This is a genomic window from Lelliottia sp. EB106-05-01-XG201, from assembly GCF_058791735.1.
Map to the genome: position 1 here is coordinate 3,299,541 of NZ_JBYTDV010000001.1, position 20,064 is coordinate 3,319,604.

Genomic DNA, 20,064 nt, shown 5'->3' on the forward strand with positions numbered 1-20,064 from the left:
GCATATGATCTTATAAGCCGGACGTAGTGACAACCTTTAGTTATGCAAAAAACGGCTTTGAAGTGAATATTGGGGAGGATTGCTGCAAAAAAAAGCGGCGGAGGATAACCCCCGCCGCTTAAGGCATGACTCTACTCAGGAGCGATTACTTGCCTTTAATCTCGTACAGTGGCGTTTGACCAGCAACGACCTGACCTTTCGCCTGGAGAACCAGACCGCTAAAGTCGTCGATGTTGCTGCAAACAACCGGGCTAATCATGGAGCGCGCATTGGCGTTCAGGAAGTCCAGATCCATTTCCAGAATCGGCTGACCTGCCACCACTTCGGCACCCTCTTCAACCAGACGCGTGAAGCCTTGACCACCCAGGGCAACGGTGTCGATACCCATGTGAACCACGATCTCAGCACCCTTCTCCGTTTCGAGGCAGAAGGCATGGTTGGTGTTGAAAATTTTCACGATGGTACCGGCTGCCGGAGAAACCACGGTTTTTTCCGTTGGTTTCACAGCCACGCCATCACCGACCGCTTTGCTGGCGAACGCTTCATCAGGAACCTGCTCCAGGGCAACCACTTCGCCAGTGACTGGAGAAACCAGCGCCGCGATGGTGGTGGCGTTAGGAACCGCCTGTGGTTTTGCAGCTACAGGTGCAGCGGTGACAGGAGCAGCTTCAGAAGCAGCTACCGGACCGGTGGTTTTCATGGCGTTAGCGATTTTTTCTGCCACGAAGCCCACGATAATCTGCACGCTGGTTTTGTTCAGACGAATCACACCGGATGCGCCCAGACGTTTAGCCAGTGCTTCGTTAACCAGAGAAGAATCTTTCACGCTGAGGCGAAGACGGGTGATACAGGCGTCGATACCGGTCAGGTTGTCAGAACCACCGACTGCGGCGATGTACTGACGCGCCAGGCCTGCAACGTCCTGCTCTTTATCACCGCTCACATTCACGTCCTGACCATCGGCTTCGCTACCGGCAACAGCCAGCTCGCGACCCGGAGTCATCAGGTTGAATTTGGTGATAGTGAAGCGGAACACCACGTAGTAAATCACGAAGAACACCAGGCCCTGAGGGATCAGCATCCACCAGTGAGTCGCCAGCGGGTTACGGGACGACAGCACCATATCCACCAGACCCGCACTGAAGCCGAAGCCTGCAATCCAGTGCATTGACGCTGCGATGAACACAGAGATACCGGTCAGCACGGCGTGGATCACATACAGAACCGGCGCCACGAACATGAAGGAGAATTCCAGCGGCTCGGTGATACCGGTGAAGAAGGCCGCGAATGCGCCCGCCATCATGATACCCAGAACTTTCGCTTTGTTCTCTGGACGTGCGCAGTGATAGATAGCCAGCGCAGCACCCGGCAGACCGAACATCATAATCGGGAAGAAGCCCGCCTGATAACGACCGGTGATACCCACGATGCCTTTACCTGTTTCGATGGACTGTGCGCCGCCGAGGAAGTTAGGGATATCGTTAATACCTGCCACGTCAAACCAGAACACGGAGTTCAGGGCGTGGTGCAGACCGACCGGAATCAACAGACGGTTGAAGAAGGCGTAGATACCTGCGCCCGCAGAACCGAGTTTCTGGATGTGCTCACCGAAGTTCACCAGACCGTCGAAGATCACAGGCCAGACGTACATCAGGATGAACGCGACGGCGATCATGACGAAGGAGGTCAGGATCGGCACCAGACGGCGACCGCTGAAGAACGACAGCGCCTTCGGCAGCTCAACGCCGCTGAAGCGGTTATACAGTTCCGCAGAGATGATACCCACGAGGATACCGACGAACTGGTTGCTGATCTTACCGAACGCAGCAGGCACCTGGTCCACTGGGATCTTCTGAATCATGGCAACCGCTGCCGGAGAACAAAGTGTGGTCAACACGAGGAAGCCCACAAAACCTGTTAATGCTGCTGCACCGTCTTTATCTTTGGACATACCGTAAGCGACACCGATCGCGAACAGTACAGACATATTGTCGATGATGGCGGAACCCGACTTGATGAACAGCGCCGCAAGTGCGTTGTCACCACCCCAGCTAACCGGGTCAATCCAGTAGCCGACACCCATCAGAATTGCTGCCGCTGGCAGCGTGGCGACCGGCACCATCAGTGCGCGACCAACCTTTTGTAAATAACCTAGAATACTCACTTGTGCTTCCCCCTATGAGACCCCGTTTAAGGCACGTTCTCAGCTGTTTTTTATTGTGTCACTAACTTATCGATACAGTTGATGAATCACTGGCATTCTGAGTGTGTGAGAAATTAATTCGTATCGCAAATTAAACACGTATTTTTTGTGAGTTTTGTCACCAAATACCGTTAATAACCCTCCCTTTTGCTGGCTAACAGTGAAAACTTATTTTATCATTCAAAAAATCAAGTCGGATTGCCCCCCGCCTGGCGTGATCCAGGTTACGCTTATTTCAGGTTGAGGCGCGCCATCCGCCCACTTTTTTTAACTTTAACTTTAGAGGTGAACAATGAGACTGATTCCCCTGGCTACAGCTGAACAAGTCGGAAAATGGGCTGCACGCCATATCGTTAACCGTATCAACGCGTTCAAACCTACCGCCGATCGTCCTTTCGTTCTCGGCCTGCCAACCGGTGGCACTCCGCTGACTGCGTATAAAGCTCTGGTCGAAATGCATAAATCAGGCCAGGTTAGCTTCAAACATGTTGTCACCTTCAACATGGACGAATATGTGGGCTTAGCGAAGGAGCATCCGGAGAGCTACCATAGCTTCATGCACCGTAATTTCTTTGATCACGTTGATATTCAACCTGAAAATATTAACCTGCTGAATGGAAACGCGCCTGATATTGACGCAGAATGCCGTCAGTACGAAGAAAAAATCCGCTCTTACGGCAAAATTAACCTGTTCATGGGCGGCGTGGGCAACGACGGTCACATCGCGTTCAACGAACCAGCTTCTTCTCTGGCCTCTCGTACCCGTATTAAAACCCTGACCCATGACACCCGCGTGGCAAACTCTCGCTTCTTCGACGGCGACGTGAATCAGGTGCCAAAATACGCCCTGACCGTTGGCGTGGGCACCCTGCTGGATGCCGAAGAAGTGATGATTCTGGTGCTGGGCAACGTGAAAGCGCAGGCGCTGCAAGCTGCCGTTGAAGGCAACGTGAACCACATGTGGACCATCAGCTGCCTGCAGCTGCATCCAAAAGCGGTTGTGGTGTGCGACGAGCCGTCCACCATGGAACTGAAAGTGAAGACGCTGAAATACTTCAACGAGTTAGAAGCTGAAAACATTAAAGGTCTGTAATTGACTAGCCGCCTCTTCCCAAAGAGGCGGTTGAATTTTTAAACCGGGGGTCTTATGTACGCTTTAACCCACGGTCGGATTTATACCGGCCATGAAATTCTGGATGACCATGCGATTGTTATCGCCAATGGCCTGATTGAACGTGTCTGCCCGCAGGCTGAACTGCCGCCGGAGATCGAACAACGCTCACTCAATGGAGCAATCATCTCCCCCGGTTTTATCGACGTCCAGCTGAACGGCTGCGGCGGCGTGCAGTTCAACGACTCGCCAGAAGCGGTCACCGTTGAAACGCTGGAGATCATGCAGAAAGCCAATGAGAAATCGGGCTGCACCAGCTATCTGCCAACGCTCATCACCTCCGACGACGAATTAATGAAGCAAGGTATCCGCGTGATGCGTGAATACCTGGCGAAATATCCGCATCAGGCGCTGGGTCTGCACCTCGAAGGTCCGTGGCTGAACATCGTCAAGAAAGGCACCCACAATCCGAATTATGTGCGCAAGCCAGACGCCGAACTGGTCGACTTCATGTGCGCGAACGCGGACGTGATCACCAAAGTGACGCTGGCCCCTGAAATGACCGGGCCGGAAGTGATCAGCAAACTGGCAGCCGCCGGTATCGTGGTTTCCGCGGGTCACTCTAACGCGACGCTCGCCGAAGCGAAAACCGGTTTCCGCGCAGGCATTACCTTTGCGACCCACCTTTATAACGCCATGCCGTACATTACCGGCCGCGAACCAGGCCTTGTCGGTGCGATTCTTGATGAGCCAGACGTTTACTGTGGCATTATCGCTGATGGCCTGCATGTGGATTACACCAACATCCGCAACGCGAAACGCCTGAAAGGCGATAAGCTGTGCCTGGTGACTGACGCCACGGCGCCAGCAGGTGCAAATATTGAGCAGTTCATTTTTGCTGGTAAAACAATATACTACCGCAATGGATTGTGCGTGGATGAGAACGGAACGCTGAGCGGCTCTGCGCTGACGATGATCGAAGGGGTACGTAACCTGGTTGAGCATTGCGGCATTGCGCTGGATGAAGTGCTGCGTATGGCAACGCTCTACCCGGCTCGCGCGATTGGCGTGGACAAACAGCTGGGCGGTATCGCTCCGGGCATGGTGGCCAACCTCACCGCCTTCACACGCGATTATAAAATTATTAAGACCATCGTTAATGGTAACGAGGTCGTCACTGAGTAAGTAAAAGTATGACATCTGGCGGACAAGCTCAAATTGGTAATGTTGACCTCGTTAAACAACTTAACAGTGCGGCTGTTTACCGCCTGATTGACCAGCATGGTCCAATCTCGCGGATTCAGATCGCCGAACAGAGCCAGCTTGCCCCCGCCAGCGTGACCAAAATCACGCGTCAGCTGATTGAGCGCGGCTTGATCAAAGAAGTCGATCAGCAGGCCTCCACCGGGGGCCGCCGCGCCATCTCTATCATTACTGAAACCCGCAATTTCCACGCCATTGGCGTACGCCTTGGCCGTCACGACACCACGCTCACCCTGTACGATCTGAGCAGCAAAGTGGTGGCAGAAGAGCACTATCCCCTGCCGGAACGCACCCAGGAAACCCTGGAGCACGCCCTGCTGAATACCATCGCGCTGTTTATTGAAAGCTGTCAGCGTAAAATCCGCGAGCTGATCGCCATCTCGGTGATCCTGCCAGGTCTGGTCGACCCGGAAAGCGGCGTGATTCGCTACATGCCGCACATCCAGGTCGAAAACTGGGGGCTGGTCGGCGCGCTGGAAAAACGTTTCAACGTCACCTGTTATGTCGGGCACGATATCCGCAGCCTGGCGCTGGCGGAGCACTACTTTGGTGCGAGTCAGGATTGCGAAGACTCTATTCTGGTGCGCGTCCACCGCGGAACCGGTGCCGGGATTATCTCCAACGGACGCATTTTTATTGGCCGTAACGGCAACGTCGGCGAGATAGGCCATATCCAGGTGGATCCCCTCGGCGAGCGCTGTCACTGCGGGAACTTCGGCTGCCTCGAGACCGTCGCCGCCAACGCCGCGATTGAACACCGGGTACGTCATCTGCTCGAGCAGGGCTATCAAAGCCGCATCACGCTCGACGACTGCAAGATCAACACCATCTGCAAAGCCGCCAACAAAGGCGACGCCCTCGCCTGCGAGGTGATTGAGCAAGTGGGCCGCCATCTGGGCAAAACCATCGCCATTGCCATCAACCTGTTTAACCCGCAGAAAGTGGTGATCGCCGGTGAGATCACCGAGGCTGAGAAAGTGCTGCTTCCGGCGATCGAAGGCTGCATAAATACTCAGGCGCTGAAAGCCTTCCGTCAGAATCTGCCGGTCGTGCGCTCGACGCTCGATCACCGCTCCGCCATTGGTGCTTTTGCGCTGGTGAAACGCGCCATGCTTAACGGTCTGCTGCTCCAGCGTTTGCTGGAAAGCTAAGAGCGCTTTATAGTGACGCCTTCTTTTTTTGAGATGCCAGGTAGTTCATGACCATTCAGAATGTGATTTGTGATATTGACGGCGTGCTGATGCACGATAACGTTGCGGTGCCCGGTGCCGCTGAGTTTCTGAACCGTATTCTGGAAAAAGGAATGCCGCTGGTTCTGCTGACCAACTATCCGTCGCAGACCGGGCAGGATCTGGCCAACCGCTTCGCCACCGCCGGTGTCGACGTGCCGGACAGCGTGTTTTACACCTCCGCGATGGCCACCGCCGATTTCCTGAAACGTCAGGAAGGCAAAAAGGCATACGTGGTCGGGGAAGGCGCGCTGATCCACGAGCTGTATAAAGCAGGCTTTACCATCACCGACGTGAACCCGGATTTTGTCATCGTCGGCGAGACCCGCTCCTTTAACTGGGAAATGATGCACAAAGCCGCCTACTTCGTGGCGAATGGCGCGCGCTTTATTGCCACCAACCCGGATACGCACGGTCGCGGCTATTACCCGGCGTGCGGTGCGCTCTGCGCAGGCATCGAGAAAATCTCGGGCCGCAAACCTTTCGTGGTCGGCAAACCGAGCCCGTGGATTGTCCGCGCGGCGCTCAACAAAATGCAGGCGCACTCCGAGCAAACGGTGATTGTCGGCGATAACCTGCGCACGGATATTCTGGCCGGTTTCCAGGCAGGGCTTGAGACGATCCTCGTGCTTTCGGGCGTGTCGACGCTGGACGACATCGACGCCATGCCGTTCCGACCGAGCTGGATTTATCCGTCGGTGGCCGAAATCGACGTTATCTGACCAGAAACCACGCCCTCGAGCGTGGTTTTTCATTTTTAAGCCGCAAAAACATCACCACATCTAACGAAAATCATCATTCATTGCATAATCATCAATAAAACCGCTCTCGACATACTCTTTTTTCAACATTCAGCAATGCCCATTGCGTTATTTGCTTTTCCGCCCGTAAAAGTGTTGCGCGCACACCCTGTTTTGCGGCATTTTCATAAGCAAGCAACATCACACTGCAACAGGATTAACGGAGAAGGTTATGTGTTCAATTTTTGGCGTACTGGATATCAAGACTGACGCGGGCGAACTGCGTAAAAAGGCACTGGAACTCTCTCGCCTGATGCGTCACCGCGGCCCGGACTGGTCCGGCGTGTACGCAAGCGATAAAGCGATTCTGGCTCACGAACGTCTGTCGATTGTCGATGTCAACGCCGGTGCCCAGCCGCTGTATAACGAGAAAAAAACGCATGCGCTGGCCGTTAACGGTGAAATCTACAACCATCAGGCGCTGCGCGCTGAGTACGGCGATCGTTACGCTTTCCAGACCGGTTCCGACTGCGAAGTGATCCTCGCCCTGTATCAGGAAAAAGGCCCGGAATTCCTCGACGATCTGCAGGGTATGTTTGCCTTTGCGCTGTACGACAGCGAACAAGACGCCTACCTGATTGGCCGCGACCACATCGGGATTATCCCGCTGTACATGGGCCACGATGAACACGGTAACTTCTACGTTGCCTCTGAAATGAAAGCTCTGGTTCCGGTTTGCCGCACCATTAAAGAGTTCCCGGCAGGCAGCTACCTGTGGAGCAAAGACGGTGAAATCCGTCAGTACTACCAGCGCGACTGGTTCGATTTCGACGTGGTGAAAGACAACGTCACCGACAAAAATGCCCTGCGTCAGGCGCTGGAAGATTCCGTAAAAAGCCACCTGATGTCAGACGTGCCTTACGGCGTGCTGCTCTCCGGCGGCCTGGACTCCTCCGTGATCTCTGCGATCACCAAAAAATTCGCCGCTCGCCGCGTGGAAGATGGGGAGCGCTCTGAAGCCTGGTGGCCGCAGCTGCACTCCTTCGCCGTCGGCCTGGAAGGTGCGCCGGATCTGAAAGCCGCGCAGGAAGTGGCAAACCATCTGGGCACCGTGCACCATGAGATTCACTTCACCGTGCAGGAAGGTCTGGACGCGATCCGCGACGTGATCTATCACATCGAAACCTACGATGTGACCACCATTCGCGCCTCGACGCCGATGTATCTGATGTCCCGTAAAATCAAAGCGATGGGCATTAAAATGGTGCTGTCAGGCGAAGGATCTGACGAAGTCTTTGGCGGCTATCTGTACTTCCATAAAGCGCCAAACGCCAAAGAGCTGCATGAAGAGACGGTGCGTAAACTGCAGGCATTGCACATGTTTGACTGCGCGCGTGCCAACAAAGCGATGTCCGCCTGGGGCGTGGAAGCCCGCGTACCCTTCCTGGATAAGTCTTTCCTCGACGTGGCAATGCGCATCAACCCGCAGGACAAAATGTGCGGCAACGGCAAAATGGAAAAACATATCCTGCGTGAATGTTTCGAATCCTACCTGCCGGCAAGCGTCGCATGGCGTCAGAAAGAGCAGTTCTCCGACGGCGTGGGCTACAGCTGGATCGACACCCTGAAAGAAGTGGCCGCGAAGCAAGTTTCCGATCAACAGCTGGAAACCGCGAGCTTCCGCTTCCCGTACAACACGCCGGGATCGAAAGAAGCGTATCTGTACCGTGAAATCTTCGAAGAGCTGTTCCCGGTCGCGAGCGCAGCGGAATGTGTCCCTGGCGGTCCGTCAGTGGCCTGCTCCTCGGCGAAAGCCATCGAATGGGATGAATCCTTCAAATCCATGAACGATCCATCAGGACGCGCGGTGGGTGTTCACCAGTCTGCTTATAAGTAATCGCAGAGATCGCATTAAGGCCCTTCGGGGCCTTTTTTATTGCTCACGTTTTGCTGAACAAAAGCGATTAATAACCAATAATTGCCGATTATTCGGTCACGCTGTTCGCAACCTAACCAAACAGTCACAATCCGGCCATTTTCATTGAAAAAGATATTGACGCTGCAAGACTCAATACGCATAATGCGCCCCGCAACGCCGATAAGGTAACGCGAAAAAAAGATGGCTACGTAGCTCAGTTGGTTAGAGCACATCACTCATAATGATGGGGTCACAGGTTCGAATCCCGTCGTAGCCACCATCTTTTTTTGCGGGAGTGGCGAAATTGGTAGACGCACCAGATTTAGGTTCTGGCGCCGCAAGGTGTGCGAGTTCAAGTCTCGCCTCCCGCACCATTTCCAGGTCCGCGTTGCACGGATGGGGTATCGCCAAGCGGTAAGGCACCGGTTTTTGATACCGGCATTCCCTGGTTCGAATCCAGGTACCCCAGCCATTTTCTTCGATTGAGCGGTTCTCCGCGGTTATTGGGGTATCGCCAAGCGGTAAGGCACCGGTTTTTGATACCGGCATTCCCTGGTTCGAATCCAGGTACCCCAGCCATCGAAGAAAGCAGTCTGGCTACGTAGCTCAGTTGGTTAGAGCACATCACTCATAATGATGGGGTCACAGGTTCGAATCCCGTCGTAGCCACCAAATTAGGAATTTATCGATTATTTCGGTAAACTAGAAAAAATTGTTGGGGTATCGCCAAGCGGTAAGGCTCTGGTTTCTGATACCAGCATTCCGAGGTTCGAATCCTCGTACCCCAGCCAATTTCAAAAAGTCGTTAGATGTTTAACGCACCCTGTTGGGGTATCGCCAAGCGGTAAGGCTCTGGTTTCTGATACCAGCATTCCGAGGTTCGAATCCTCGTACCCCAGCCACTTAACAGCAAAAAAGCCCGCTCTGCGGGCTTTTTTGTTTTTGTGCTTTGGGAACGGTGCGGCTTGTTCCCCTCACCCTGACCCTCTCCCACAGGGAGAGGGAAAAGACTGCCTAGAGACCGAGCGCGTATTTCAGTGCCTGACGTTTCAGGCCGCCTGCGCGCTCTGCCGCCATCAGGCCGATATTGCGCAGAACCCGCACCGGTGCAAGATCGTTGCTGAACCCCGCGTAAAACAGATCCATCCCCGACTGCATCAGGAAATTATCCGCCATGCGCCGCGTCTGGTAGCGCTTCAGCACCGCTGCACTCGCCCAGGGTTCCGCGTGGCCGCGCGCACTGCTCATGACCGACAACAACGCTTCCACGTCACGATAGCCAAGGTTCACGCCCTGCCCCGCCAGCGGATGAATGGTATGCGCCGCATCTCCCACCAGCGCCAGCCCTTCGCGGGCATATTGCAGGGCATGGCGACGGGTTAACGGGAATCCGCCCGCCGCCACCGGCGTCACCTTGCCCAGACGCGCCGGGAAATGTTTATCGATTTCGCGCTGCAGCTGCTCCATCGACAAACTCTGCAGCTGGCGAATACGCGCCGGGGTGTCGTACCACACCAGCGACGCCCAGTGGTCGAACAGCGGTAAAAAGGCGTGCGGGCCGTTGGGGGTAAAATGTTGCCAGGTGCTGTCGCCCGGATCGTTTTCGCATTTGACGGTAATCAGCATGCAGGATTGTTGATACTGCCAGGCGTGAATACCGATCCCGGCCATCTGCCGCACCTGGGAATTCGCGCCATCGGCCCCGACCACCAGCTTCACCGCCAGTTCATCGCCGTTATCCAGCTCCAGCAAATAGCCGCTCTCATGGCGATGCAGTGCTTTCAGGGAATCCGGCACCCGCAGCGTCACCTTGTCGTGCGCCTCCAGCGCCTGCCAGAGCGCTAACTGCAGGACGTTGTTTTCCACCATGTAGCCCAGCAGCGGCAGCTTGAGTTCCGCGGCGTTAAACGTCACATGGGCGTTTTCCCACTCCCAGGTCTCCAGACGACGGTACGGATGGGCGCGCATCGCGAGGATCGCCTCCCACACGCCCAGACCGCGCAGCAGATCGACCGACGCGGCACTGATCGCAGAGATCCGCACGTCCGGCTGCTGGGTTTCGTCAAACGCAGGCGGCGCGGCCTGTTCGATCACCGTTACCTGGAATCCCTGTTGTGCCAGCCCAAGCGCCAGCGCGCCGCCGACCATCCCGCCGCCGACCACGGCGATTTCGGTTTTCTGGAGTGTCATGGTCAATAATCCTTTGAAGAGAATCCCTTAAGTTTACCGGATTTTTTCGCCCTTGAGGCCGACAACCTTCATACTGGTCACAACCCCACCAAAGCATTACAATACGCGGCTTGCAATCCTGAGCCTGAGCAAGTCGATGACTAAAAAACTCCATATAAAAACCTGGGGCTGTCAGATGAACGAATACGATTCATCGAAGATGGCCGATCTGCTGAATGCCACCCACGGGTATCAACTGACGGAAGTGGCAGAAGAAGCCGATGTGCTGCTGCTTAACACCTGCTCAATCCGTGAAAAAGCGCAGGAAAAAGTCTTCCACCTGTTAGGTCGCTGGAAACTCCTCAAAAAGAAAAACCCGGACCTGATTATCGGCGTCGGCGGCTGCGTAGCTTCGCAAGAGGGCAAGCTGATTCGTCAGCGCGCCCATTACGTCGATATCGTGTTTGGTCCGCAGACCCTGCACCGCCTGCCGGAGATGATCAACTCCGTTCGCGGCGATCGCAGCCCGGTGGTGGACGTCAGCTTCCCGGAAATCGAGAAATTTGACCGTCTGCCAGAGCCGCGCGCCGACGGCCCAAGCGCTTACGTGTCGATCATGGAAGGCTGCAACAAATACTGCACTTACTGCGTCGTGCCGTACACGCGCGGGGAAGAGGTCAGCCGTCCGTGCGACGATATCCTGTTCGAAGTGGCCCAGCTGGCGGCTCAGGGCGTGCGTGAAGTGAACCTGCTCGGTCAGAACGTTAACGCATGGCGCGGTGCCTACTACGACGGCTCGACCGGCACTTTCGCCGAGCTGCTGCGTCTGGTGGCCGCTATCGACGGTATCGACCGGGTGCGCTTCACCACCAGCCATCCGATTGAATTTACCGATGACATCATCGATGTCTATCGCGACACGCCAGAGCTGGTGAGCTTCCTGCACCTGCCGGTCCAGTGCGGCTCTGACCGCGTGCTGAACCTGATGGGCCGCACCCACACCGTGCTGGAGTACAAAGCGATCATCCGCAAACTGCGTGAAGCGCGTCCGGATATCCAGATCAGCTCCGACTTTATCGTCGGCTTCCCTGGCGAAACCACCGATGATTTCGCGCGCACCATGAAGCTGATTGGCGAGGTGAATTTCGACACCAGCTTTAGCTTTATCTTCTCTGCCCGTCCGGGCACGCCTGCCGCCGATATGGTGGACGATGTGCCGGAAGAGGAGAAAAAGCAGCGTCTCTATATTCTGCAGGAGCGCATCAACCAGCAGGTGAACGCCTGGAGCCGTCGTATGCTCGGCACTACGCAGCGTATTCTGGTGGAAGGCACGTCGCGTAAGAGCCTGATGCAGCTGTCGGGGCGTACCGAAAACAACCGCGTGGTGAACTTCGAAGGCACGCCAGACATGATCGGTAAGTTTGTCGATATCGAGATTCAGGAAGTGCTGACCAACTCCATGCGCGGAAAACTGGTGCGTACCGAAGCGGAAATGGGCCTGCGCGTCGCCGAAACGCCAGCGTCCGTGATTGCCCGTACTCGCAAAGAAAATGATCTGGGTGTCGGTGTTTACCAGCCCTGATTCCTTCAGGCCTGTCGCTCTGGCAGGCCTTGTATTTCCCCTCTGCGTCCCCAATATGCAAGCATAAGCTTGCGCCTTTATTCTGTGGCGTGAATAATTTCTTGTAAGACGACACTCATATTAAGAGGAACAGTTTGAATACAGAAACGCGTGAACTTACCCTTGAGCCAGCAGACAACGCTCGCCTGCTGAGCCTGTGCGGGCCGTTTGATGACAACATCAAACAACTGGAGCGACGTCTGGGTATCGAAATCAATCGTCGCGATAATCACTTCAAACTCACCGGACGCGCCATCTGCGTTAACGCCGCTGCGGATATTCTGCGCAGCCTGTATGTCGATACCGCCCCGATGCGCGGGGAAATTCAGGATATCGAACCAGAACATATTCACCTCGCCATTAAAGAAGCGCGCGTGCTGGAGCAGAGCGCCGACAGCGTGCCTGACTACGGCAAGGCTATTAATATCAAAACCAAGCGTGGCGTGATCAAGCCGCGTACGCCAAACCAGGCGCAGTACATCGCCAATATTCTCGACCATGACATCACCTTCGGCGTGGGCCCGGCGGGTACGGGTAAAACCTATCTGGCCGTTGCCGCCGCGGTCGATGCCCTGGAGCGTCAGGATATTCGTCGTATCCTGCTGACCCGCCCGGCGGTCGAAGCCGGTGAAAAGCTCGGCTTCCTGCCAGGCGATTTGAGTCAGAAAGTGGACCCGTATCTGCGTCCGCTGTATGACGCCCTGTTTGAAATGCTCGGCTTTGAGAAAGTCGAAAAGCTGATCGAGCGTAACGTCATCGAAGTGGCTCCGCTGGCCTACATGCGCGGGCGCACGTTAAACGACGCGTTCATCATTCTTGATGAGAGCCAGAACACCACCATCGAACAGATGAAGATGTTCCTGACGCGTATCGGTTTTAACTCGAAAGCGGTCATCACCGGGGATATCACCCAGATCGACCTGCCGCGCAGCACCAAATCCGGTCTGCGTCACGCCATCGAAGTGCTGGCGGAAGTGGACGAAATCAGCTTCAACTTCTTCAACAGCGAAGACGTCGTGCGCCACCCGGTGGTTGCCCGCATCGTTAACGCCTATGAAGCATGGGAAGAAGCAGAACAAAAACGTAAAGCAGAACAGGCCGCGGAACGTAAACGCGAAGCCCAGGAGCAAGAGCACAAATGAGTCAGGTGATCCTCGATTTACAGCTGGCCTGTGAGGACAACTCCGGTTTGCCGGAAGAAAGTCAGTTTCAAACATGGCTGGATGCGGTGATCCCGCAGTTCCAGGAAGAGTCAGAAGTGACGATTCGCCTGGTCGACGAAGCGGAAAGCCACGAGCTGAACCTGACCTATCGCGGGAAAGATAAGCCGACCAACGTGCTCTCTTTCCCATTCGAAGCGCCGCCGGGCATCGAAATGCCGCTGCTTGGCGACCTGATCATCTGCCGCCAGGTGGTTGAACAGGAAGCGAAAGAGCAGCAAAAGCCCCTCGACGCCCACTGGGCGCATATGGTTATCCACGGCAGTCTGCATCTGCTTGGCTATGATCATATTGAAGACGAAGAAGCAGAAGAGATGGAATCCCTCGAGACAGAGATAATGCTTGCTCTGGGCTATGAGGACCCGTACATTGCCGAGAAAGAATAGTCAGTTAAGCATCTTGCTCAACTGACCCACCATGCCGCCGCACAAGGATCTTTCCTGCGGCGGCGCGCGTTAAACTCACAAGAGAACCCTTAACAAACGCCATGAGCGACGACAATTCACACAGTAGCGACACGACAACCAGTAAGAAGGGATTTTTCTCCCTCATTCTGAGCCAGCTATTCCACGGCGAACCTAAAAACCGTGATGAACTCCTGGAGCTGATTCGTGATTCCGGGCAGAACGATCTTATCGACGAAGATACACGCGAAATGCTCGAAGGGGTCATGGACATCGCCGACCAGCGCGTCCGCGATATTATGATCCCCCGCTCGCAGATGATTACCCTGAAACGCAACCAGACTCTGGACGAGTGCCTCGATGTGATCATCGAATCGGCCCACTCGCGTTTCCCGGTGATTAGCGAGGACAAAGATCACATCGAAGGGATTTTGATGGCGAAAGATCTGCTGCCGTTTATGCGCAGCGATGCCGACGCTTTCAGCATGGAAAAAGTGTTACGCCAGGCGGTGGTGGTTCCGGAGAGCAAGCGCGTTGACCGCATGCTGAAAGAGTTCCGCTCCCAGCGCTACCACATGGCGATTGTTATCGATGAATTTGGCGGTGTTTCCGGCCTTGTGACCATCGAAGATATTCTCGAACTGATCGTCGGTGAAATCGAAGATGAGTACGACGAAGAAGACGATATCGAATTCCGTCAGCTGAGCCGTCACACCTGGACGGTGCGCGCGCTGGCCTCCATTGAAGAGTTCAACGAGACCTTTGGCACCCACTTCAGCGATGAAGAGGTCGATACCATTGGTGGGCTGGTGATGCAGGCCTTTGGCCATCTCCCGGCGCGCGGCGAGTCCGTTGACATCGATGGTTACCAGTTCAAGGTCGCCATGGCCGACAGCAGACGTATTATTCAGGTTCACGTCAGAATGCCGGACGACTCCCCGGTGCCAAAACTGGAAGATTAATGTAAATGGCATTTGCCCCATTACTTGAACGCCAGCGCGTCCGTTTGCTGCTGGCGCTGTTGCTCGGAGCCAGCGGAACGCTGGCTTTTTCTCCTTATGACATCTGGCCTGCCGCCCTTCTCTCGCTGATGGGGCTGCAAGGGCTGACGCTGAATCGTCGCCCGGTGCAGGCCGCAGCTATCGGCTACTTCTGGGGTCTGGGCCTGTTTGGCTCCGGAATTAACTGGGTGTACGTCAGCATCGCGCAGTTTGGCGGGATGCCTGGCCCGGTGAACGTCTTCCTGGTCGTGCTGCTGGCGGCGTATCTCTCGCTGTATACGGGTCTGTTCGCGGGCATTCTCTCGCGCCTGTGGCCGAAAACAAACTGGCTACGCGTCGCCATTGCCGCTCCCGTGGTCTGGCAGATTACCGAATTCCTGCGCGGCTGGGTGCTGACCGGTTTCCCGTGGCTCCAGTTCGGCTATAGCCAGATTGATGGCCCGCTGAAAGGGCTGGCCCCGGTGATGGGCGTGGAAGCAATCAACTTCCTGCTGATGGTGGTGAGCGGCCTGCTGGTGCTGGCTTTGGTAAGCCGCAACTGGAAACCGCTGGTCGCCGCCGTTGTCCTCTTCGCCCTTCCTTTCCCTCTGCGCTTTATCCAGTGGTTTACGCTGGAGCCGGAACGCGCCACCCAGGTATCGATGGTGCAAGGGGATATCCCGCAGTCGCTGAAATGGGATGAGAACCAGCTGATTAATACGCTGAAAATCTATCTTGATGCGACGCAAAAAGAGATGGGCAAATCCAGCCTGATCATCTGGCCGGAGTCTGCGATTCCGGATCTGGAGATTAACCAGCAGCGTTTCCTGAGCATGATGGACGATCTCCTGCGCGCCAAAAACAGCACGCTGATCACCGGGATTGTCGATGCGCGTCTGAACAAGCAGAACCGTTACGACACCTACAACACCATTATCACGCTCGGAAAAGACAACCCGTACAGCTACGAATCGGCGAATCGCTACAACAAAAATCACCTGGTGCCATTTGGTGAGTTTGTGCCGCTGGAATCGATTCTGCGCCCGCTGGCACCGTTCTTCGACTTGCCGATGTCGTCCTTTAGCCGGGGTTCATACGTTCAGCCGCAGCTTCATGCGCACGGTTTCGCGCTGACGCCGGCGATCTGCTACGAAATCATCCTCGGCGAGCAGGTGCGCGATAACTTCCGTCCGGATACGGATTATCTGCTGACCATCTCCAACGATGCCTGGTTCGGTAAGTCGATTGGCCCGTGGCAGCACTTCCAGATGGCGCGCATGCGCTCGCTTGAGCTGGCGCGTCCGCTGCTGCGCAGCACCAACAACGGGATTACGGCGGTGATTGGTCCGAAAGGCGAAATTCAGGCGATGCTCCCGCAGTTCACTCGCGCGGTGTTGACCACCAAAGTCACACCAACCACCGGTCTGACGCCGTATGCCCGCACCGGCAACTGGCCGCTGTGGATCCTGACCGCGCTGTTTGGTTTTGGCGCGGTGTTGATGAGCCTTCGTCAGCGTCGTAAATAGTCCTCTCTGGCGGGTGGCGCTGCGCTTACCCGCCCTACAAAACCCATCGCCGCCACCCGGCAATTGTTTTCCGTGCGAATATCTGGCGGGTGGCGCTGCGCTTACCCGCCCTACAAAACCCATCCCCGTCCCCCGGCAAATCCCCTCTCAAATTCCATTTCTGGCACGCCTATTGCTTTGTTAAATCACAGATTCAGTCGTTTGGCTTAACGTGCAACCTGGTCGCACCACCGCAGTTCATCGGTAGCACCGAAACGGTGCAGGCAGATATTTTTGCCTCTGAATGGTGCGGCGCGCTTCGCAAAAATAAACAATAACGCAGCAAAATCTTTACATTAAGCCAGACTAAATGTTAACAAGCTTGCATAACACTGCACTCGCATCGCGCGAGATATAACAACATCACAATGGGTATCAATGCGTCATTGGCGCAGATAATAAAGGAGTTGGGTATGCAATTACGTAAACTGGCCACAGCAATGCTGGTAATGGGGATGTCCACAGGCGTCGTTCACGCTGAAGACGCTCCGGCTGCCGGGAGCACTCTCGACAAGATTGCCAAAAATGGCGTGATCGTGGTCGGCCACCGTGAATCTTCCGTCCCGTTCTCATACTACGACAACACGCAAAAAGTCGTAGGCTACTCTCAGGATTACTCCAACGCGATCGTAGAAGCGGTCAAGAAGAAGCTTAACAAACCTGACCTGCAGGTGAAGCTGATTCCAATTACGTCGCAAAACCGTATTCCCCTGCTGCAAAACGGCACCTTCGATTTTGAGTGTGGTTCCACCACCAACAACCTCGAGCGTCAGAAACAAGCGGCCTTCTCCGACACCATCTTCGTGGTGGGTACGCGTCTGCTGACCAAAAAAGGCGGCGAGATTAAAGACTTCGCAGACCTGAAAGGCAAAGCGGTCGTTGTCACTTCCGGTACCACTTCTGAAGTGCTGCTGCATAAGCTGAACGACGAGAAGAAACTGGATATGCGCATCATCAGCGCCAAAGACCACGGTGACTCCTTCCGTACCCTGGAAAGCGGCCGTGCGGTGGCATTCATGATGGATGACGCGCTGCTGGCGGGTGAACGTGCGAAGGCGAAGAAACCGGACAACTGGGAAATCGTCGGCACGGCGCAGTCGAAAGAAGCGTACGGCTGTATGCTGCGTAAAGACGACGCGGACTTCAAAAAGCTGATCGATGACACCATCGCCAAAGTCCAAACCTCCGGCGAAGCGGAAAAATGGTTCGATAAGTGGTTCAAGAACCCGATTCCACCAAAAAATCTCAACATGAACTTTGAACTGTCTGACGACATGAAAGCCCTGTTCAAAGAACCAAACGACAAAGCACTGAACTAATTAGAACCATTAAGGGGCGGGACCTCCTGCCCTCTCGATTGTCGGGAAGCGCGGACAGACTATACGTTGAGTGGTCGTTCCCCACTCAGCGCGAACATTGAGCTTCTCACCAATCTTCGAGGGTAGCGCTGCTACCCTTTTTTTTCTGGAGTTTATTATGTCAATAGACTGGAACTGGGGCATTTTTCTGCAACAAGCCCCGTTCGGCAACACCACCTATTTAGGCTGGCTGTGGAGCGGCTTTCAGGTCACCGTTGCGTTATCGATAACGGCCTGGATTATCGCCTTCCTGGTCGGTTCGCTGTTCGGTATTTTACGTACCGTCCCGAATCGTTTTCTCTCTTCTCTCGGCACGCTGTACGTGGAACTGTTCCGCAATGTTCCGCTCATCGTGCAGTTCTTTACCTGGTATCTGGTGGTTCCTGAACTGCTGCCGGAAAATCTCGGCATGTGGTTTAAATCGGAACTCGACCCGAATATTCAGTTCTTTGTCTCGTCGATGCTCTGTCTTGGGCTGTTTACCGCTGCGCGCGTGTGCGAGCAGGTGCGAGCCGCCATTCAGTCGCTGCCGCGCGGGCAAAAAAACGCCGCGCTGGCGATGGGCCTGACGCTGCCGCAAAGCTATCGCTACGTGCTGCTGCCTAACGCCTATCGCGTGATCGTCCCGCCGATGACCTCCGAGATGATGAACCTGGTGAAAAACTCGGCCATCGCCTCCACCATCGGTCTGGTCGATATGGCCGCGCAGGCGGGCAAGCTGCTGGATTACTCCGCCCACGCGTGGGAATCCTTCACCGCCATTACCGTGGCCTACGTGCTGATTAACGCTTTCATCATGCTGGTGATGAACCTGGTTGAACGTAAAACTCGCCTGCCGGGCAATCTGGGGGGCAAATAATGTACGATTTTGACTGGAGTTCCATTGTTCCTGCCATGCCCTATCTCCTCGACGGGCTGGTCATCACCTTAAAAATCACCGCCATTGCTATCGTCATTGGTATTGTCTGGGGGACGATCCTCGCGGTCATGCGCCTGTCGAGCTTTAAACCGCTCGCCTGGTTCGCCACGGCCTACGTCAACGTCTTCCGCTCGATTCCGCTGGTGATGGTGCTGCTGTGGTTTTACCTGATCGTTCCTGGCCTGCTGCAAAACGTGCTGGGGCTGTCGCCGAAAACCGATATCCGCCTGATCTCGGCCATGGTCGCCTTCTCGATGTTTGAGGCCGCGTACTATTCAGAAATTATCCGCGCGGGTATTCAGAGCATCTCCCGCGGACAATCGAGCGCGGCGCTGGCCCTGGGGATGACCCACTGGCAGTCCATGAAGCTCATTATTTTACCCCAGGCGTTTCGCGCCATGGTCCCGCTGCTGCTGACCCAGGGCATCGTGCTCTTCCAGGATACCTCGCTGGTTTACGTGCTGAGCCTCGCGGACTTCTTCCGCACCGCCTCCACCATCGGCGAGCGTGACGGGACGCAGGTCGAGATGATCCTGTTCGCAGGTGCGGTTTATTTTGCAATTAGTTTAAGCGCGTCGCTGTTGGTGACCTGGCTGAAGAAAAGGACGGTCTCATGATTTCCCTGAAAAATGTTTCTAAATGGTATGGGCACTTTCAGGTGCTGACCGACTGTTCCACCGAAGTGAAAAAAGGCGAAGTGGTTGTCGTCTGCGGCCCTTCCGGCTCCGGTAAATCGACGCTGATCAAAACCGTCAACGGCCTCGAACCCGTGCAGCAAGGCGAGATCGTCGTCGATGGCACCAGGGTCAACGACAAAAAAACCAATCTGGCAAAACTGCGTTCTCACGTCGGAATGGTGTTCCAGCATTTTGAGCTGTTCCCTCACCTGTCGATTATCGAGAACCTGACGCTGGCACAGGTAAAAGTGCTGAAACGCGACAAAAAAGCGTCGCGCGAAAAGGGGCTAAAACTGCTGGAGCGCGTCGGCCTGTCGGCCCATGCCGATAAGTATCCGGCGCAGCTCTCCGGTGGTCAGCAGCAGCGTGTGGCGATTGCCCGTGCGCTCTGTATGGACCCGATCGCCATGCTGTTTGATGAACCCACTTCCGCGCTCGATCCAGAGATGATCAACGAAGTGCTGGACGTGATGGTGGAACTGGCGCACGAAGGGATGACCATGATGGTGGTGACCCACGAGATGGGCTTCGCCCGCAAAGTGGCTAACCGCGTGATCTTTATGGATGAAGGGAAAATTGTCGAAGATTCGCCGAAAGAAGATTTCTTCGCCAACCCGCAGTCCGACCGCGCCAAAGACTTCCTCGCCAAAATCCTGCACTAATCAAAAGGGTGCGCACTCTTCGGAT

The 20,064-nt window shown here is 55.3% G+C and carries 17 protein-coding genes and 7 tRNA genes; 21 read left to right on the plus strand and 3 right to left on the minus strand.

Annotated features, from left to right (window positions below):
• Positions 1-145 precede the first annotated feature (145 nt).
• Positions 146-2,164, minus strand: a complete 2,019-nt coding sequence (gene nagE, locus AC3WS9_RS15510; protein WP_492489189.1) for an N-acetylglucosamine-specific PTS transporter subunit IIBC — start codon at positions 2,162-2,164, stop codon at positions 146-148.
• A 331-nt stretch (positions 2,165-2,495) separates the two neighbouring features.
• On the opposite strand from nagE, the gene nagB reads away from it, so the two are divergent.
• The 5 genes from nagB (at position 2,496) to asnB (ending at position 8,443) form a co-directional block, all read left to right on the plus strand.
• Positions 2,496-3,296, plus strand: a complete 801-nt coding sequence (gene nagB, locus AC3WS9_RS15515; RefSeq protein WP_095281242.1) for a glucosamine-6-phosphate deaminase — start codon at positions 2,496-2,498, stop codon at positions 3,294-3,296.
• Between the two features lie 54 nt (positions 3,297-3,350).
• Positions 3,351-4,499, plus strand: a complete 1,149-nt coding sequence (nagA, locus tag AC3WS9_RS15520; RefSeq protein WP_324723924.1) for an N-acetylglucosamine-6-phosphate deacetylase — start codon at positions 3,351-3,353, stop codon at positions 4,497-4,499.
• 8 nt (positions 4,500-4,507) lie between these two features.
• Entirely contained in the window at positions 4,508-5,728 is a 1,221-nt protein-coding gene (gene nagC / locus AC3WS9_RS15525; RefSeq protein ID WP_492489191.1) for a DNA-binding transcriptional regulator NagC, read from the plus strand.
• 47 nt (positions 5,729-5,775) lie between these two features.
• Positions 5,776-6,528: a ribonucleotide monophosphatase NagD gene (gene nagD / locus AC3WS9_RS15530; protein ID WP_285146616.1), complete on the plus strand. Its 753-nt coding sequence runs from the start codon at positions 5,776-5,778 to the stop codon at positions 6,526-6,528.
• Positions 6,529-6,778: 250 nt separating this feature from the next.
• On the plus strand, positions 6,779-8,443 hold the full coding sequence (gene asnB, locus AC3WS9_RS15535; RefSeq protein ID WP_492489193.1) for an asparagine synthase B: 1,665 nt from the start codon (positions 6,779-6,781) through the stop codon (positions 8,441-8,443).
• A gap of 14 nt (positions 8,444-8,457) precedes the next feature.
• Here asnB and AC3WS9_RS15540 read toward each other — a convergent pair whose 3' ends face one another.
• Positions 8,458-8,625 (minus strand): hypothetical protein, encoded by a 168-nt coding sequence (locus AC3WS9_RS15540; RefSeq protein WP_282494138.1) that lies wholly within the window; start codon positions 8,623-8,625, stop codon positions 8,458-8,460.
• Between the two features lie 42 nt (positions 8,626-8,667).
• Between AC3WS9_RS15540 and AC3WS9_RS15545 the strand changes: the two genes are divergently transcribed.
• The 7 genes from AC3WS9_RS15545 to AC3WS9_RS15575 all read left to right on the plus strand — a co-directional run bounded on the left by AC3WS9_RS15545 (position 8,668) and on the right by AC3WS9_RS15575 (position 9,366).
• Positions 8,668-8,744: transfer RNA gene (locus tag AC3WS9_RS15545), tRNA-Met, on the plus strand.
• Positions 8,745-8,753: 9 nt separating this feature from the next.
• Positions 8,754-8,838, plus strand: a tRNA-Leu gene (locus tag AC3WS9_RS15550).
• Positions 8,839-8,861: 23 nt separating this feature from the next.
• Positions 8,862-8,936: transfer RNA gene (locus AC3WS9_RS15555), tRNA-Gln, on the plus strand.
• Between the two features lie 32 nt (positions 8,937-8,968).
• Positions 8,969-9,043, plus strand: a tRNA-Gln gene (locus AC3WS9_RS15560).
• A 16-nt stretch (positions 9,044-9,059) separates the two neighbouring features.
• Positions 9,060-9,136, plus strand: a tRNA-Met gene (locus AC3WS9_RS15565).
• 44 nt (positions 9,137-9,180) lie between these two features.
• A tRNA-Gln gene (locus tag AC3WS9_RS15570) sits at positions 9,181-9,255 on the plus strand.
• Between the two features lie 36 nt (positions 9,256-9,291).
• Positions 9,292-9,366, plus strand: a tRNA-Gln gene (locus AC3WS9_RS15575).
• A 112-nt stretch (positions 9,367-9,478) separates the two neighbouring features.
• Here AC3WS9_RS15575 and ubiF read toward each other — a convergent pair.
• The gene (ubiF, locus tag AC3WS9_RS15580) at positions 9,479-10,654 is read right to left on the minus strand and encodes a 3-demethoxyubiquinol 3-hydroxylase (protein ID WP_492489195.1); all 1,176 of its coding nucleotides are present in this window, start codon (positions 10,652-10,654) and stop codon (positions 9,479-9,481) included.
• A gap of 136 nt (positions 10,655-10,790) precedes the next feature.
• On the opposite strand from ubiF, the gene miaB reads away from it, so the two are divergent.
• From miaB to AC3WS9_RS15625, 9 genes are all read left to right on the plus strand, one after another.
• A complete protein-coding gene (gene miaB, locus AC3WS9_RS15585; protein ID WP_492489197.1) occupies positions 10,791-12,215 on the plus strand; it encodes a tRNA (N6-isopentenyl adenosine(37)-C2)-methylthiotransferase MiaB in 1,425 nt (474 codons plus the stop codon).
• Positions 12,216-12,349: 134 nt separating this feature from the next.
• Positions 12,350-13,396 (plus strand): PhoH family protein, encoded by a 1,047-nt coding sequence (locus AC3WS9_RS15590; RefSeq protein WP_282493776.1) that lies wholly within the window; start codon positions 12,350-12,352, stop codon positions 13,394-13,396.
• Positions 13,393-13,860 carry an rRNA maturation RNase YbeY gene (gene ybeY, locus AC3WS9_RS15595; protein WP_282493777.1) on the plus strand — a complete coding sequence of 156 codons (468 nt, stop codon included), beginning with the start codon at positions 13,393-13,395 and terminating at the stop codon, positions 13,858-13,860. Before AC3WS9_RS15590 ends, ybeY begins: the two co-directional genes overlap by 4 nt.
• 101 nt (positions 13,861-13,961) lie before the next feature.
• Positions 13,962-14,840 (plus strand): CNNM family magnesium/cobalt transport protein CorC, encoded by an 879-nt coding sequence (gene corC / locus AC3WS9_RS15600; protein ID WP_095281233.1) that lies wholly within the window; start codon positions 13,962-13,964, stop codon positions 14,838-14,840.
• 5 nt (positions 14,841-14,845) lie between these two features.
• A complete protein-coding gene (gene lnt / locus AC3WS9_RS15605) occupies positions 14,846-16,384 on the plus strand; it encodes an apolipoprotein N-acyltransferase (protein WP_492489200.1) in 1,539 nt (512 codons plus the stop codon).
• A gap of 452 nt (positions 16,385-16,836) precedes the next feature.
• Complete coding sequence (locus AC3WS9_RS15610; RefSeq protein WP_492489202.1) at positions 16,837-17,742, plus strand: amino acid ABC transporter substrate-binding protein; 906 nt, start codon at positions 16,837-16,839, stop codon at positions 17,740-17,742.
• Positions 17,743-17,899: 157 nt separating this feature from the next.
• Complete coding sequence (locus tag AC3WS9_RS15615) at positions 17,900-18,640, plus strand: amino acid ABC transporter permease (protein WP_102104168.1); 741 nt, start codon at positions 17,900-17,902, stop codon at positions 18,638-18,640.
• Positions 18,640-19,317, plus strand: coding sequence for a glutamate/aspartate ABC transporter permease GltK (gltK, locus tag AC3WS9_RS15620; protein WP_282493780.1), 678 nt, complete (start codon positions 18,640-18,642; stop codon positions 19,315-19,317). The genes AC3WS9_RS15615 and gltK overlap by 1 nt, the downstream gene beginning before the upstream one ends.
• Positions 19,314-20,039 (plus strand): amino acid ABC transporter ATP-binding protein, encoded by a 726-nt coding sequence (locus AC3WS9_RS15625; protein WP_324723921.1) that lies wholly within the window; start codon positions 19,314-19,316, stop codon positions 20,037-20,039. Before gltK ends, AC3WS9_RS15625 begins: the two co-directional genes overlap by 4 nt.
• The last annotated feature ends 25 nt before the right edge of the window (positions 20,040-20,064 follow it).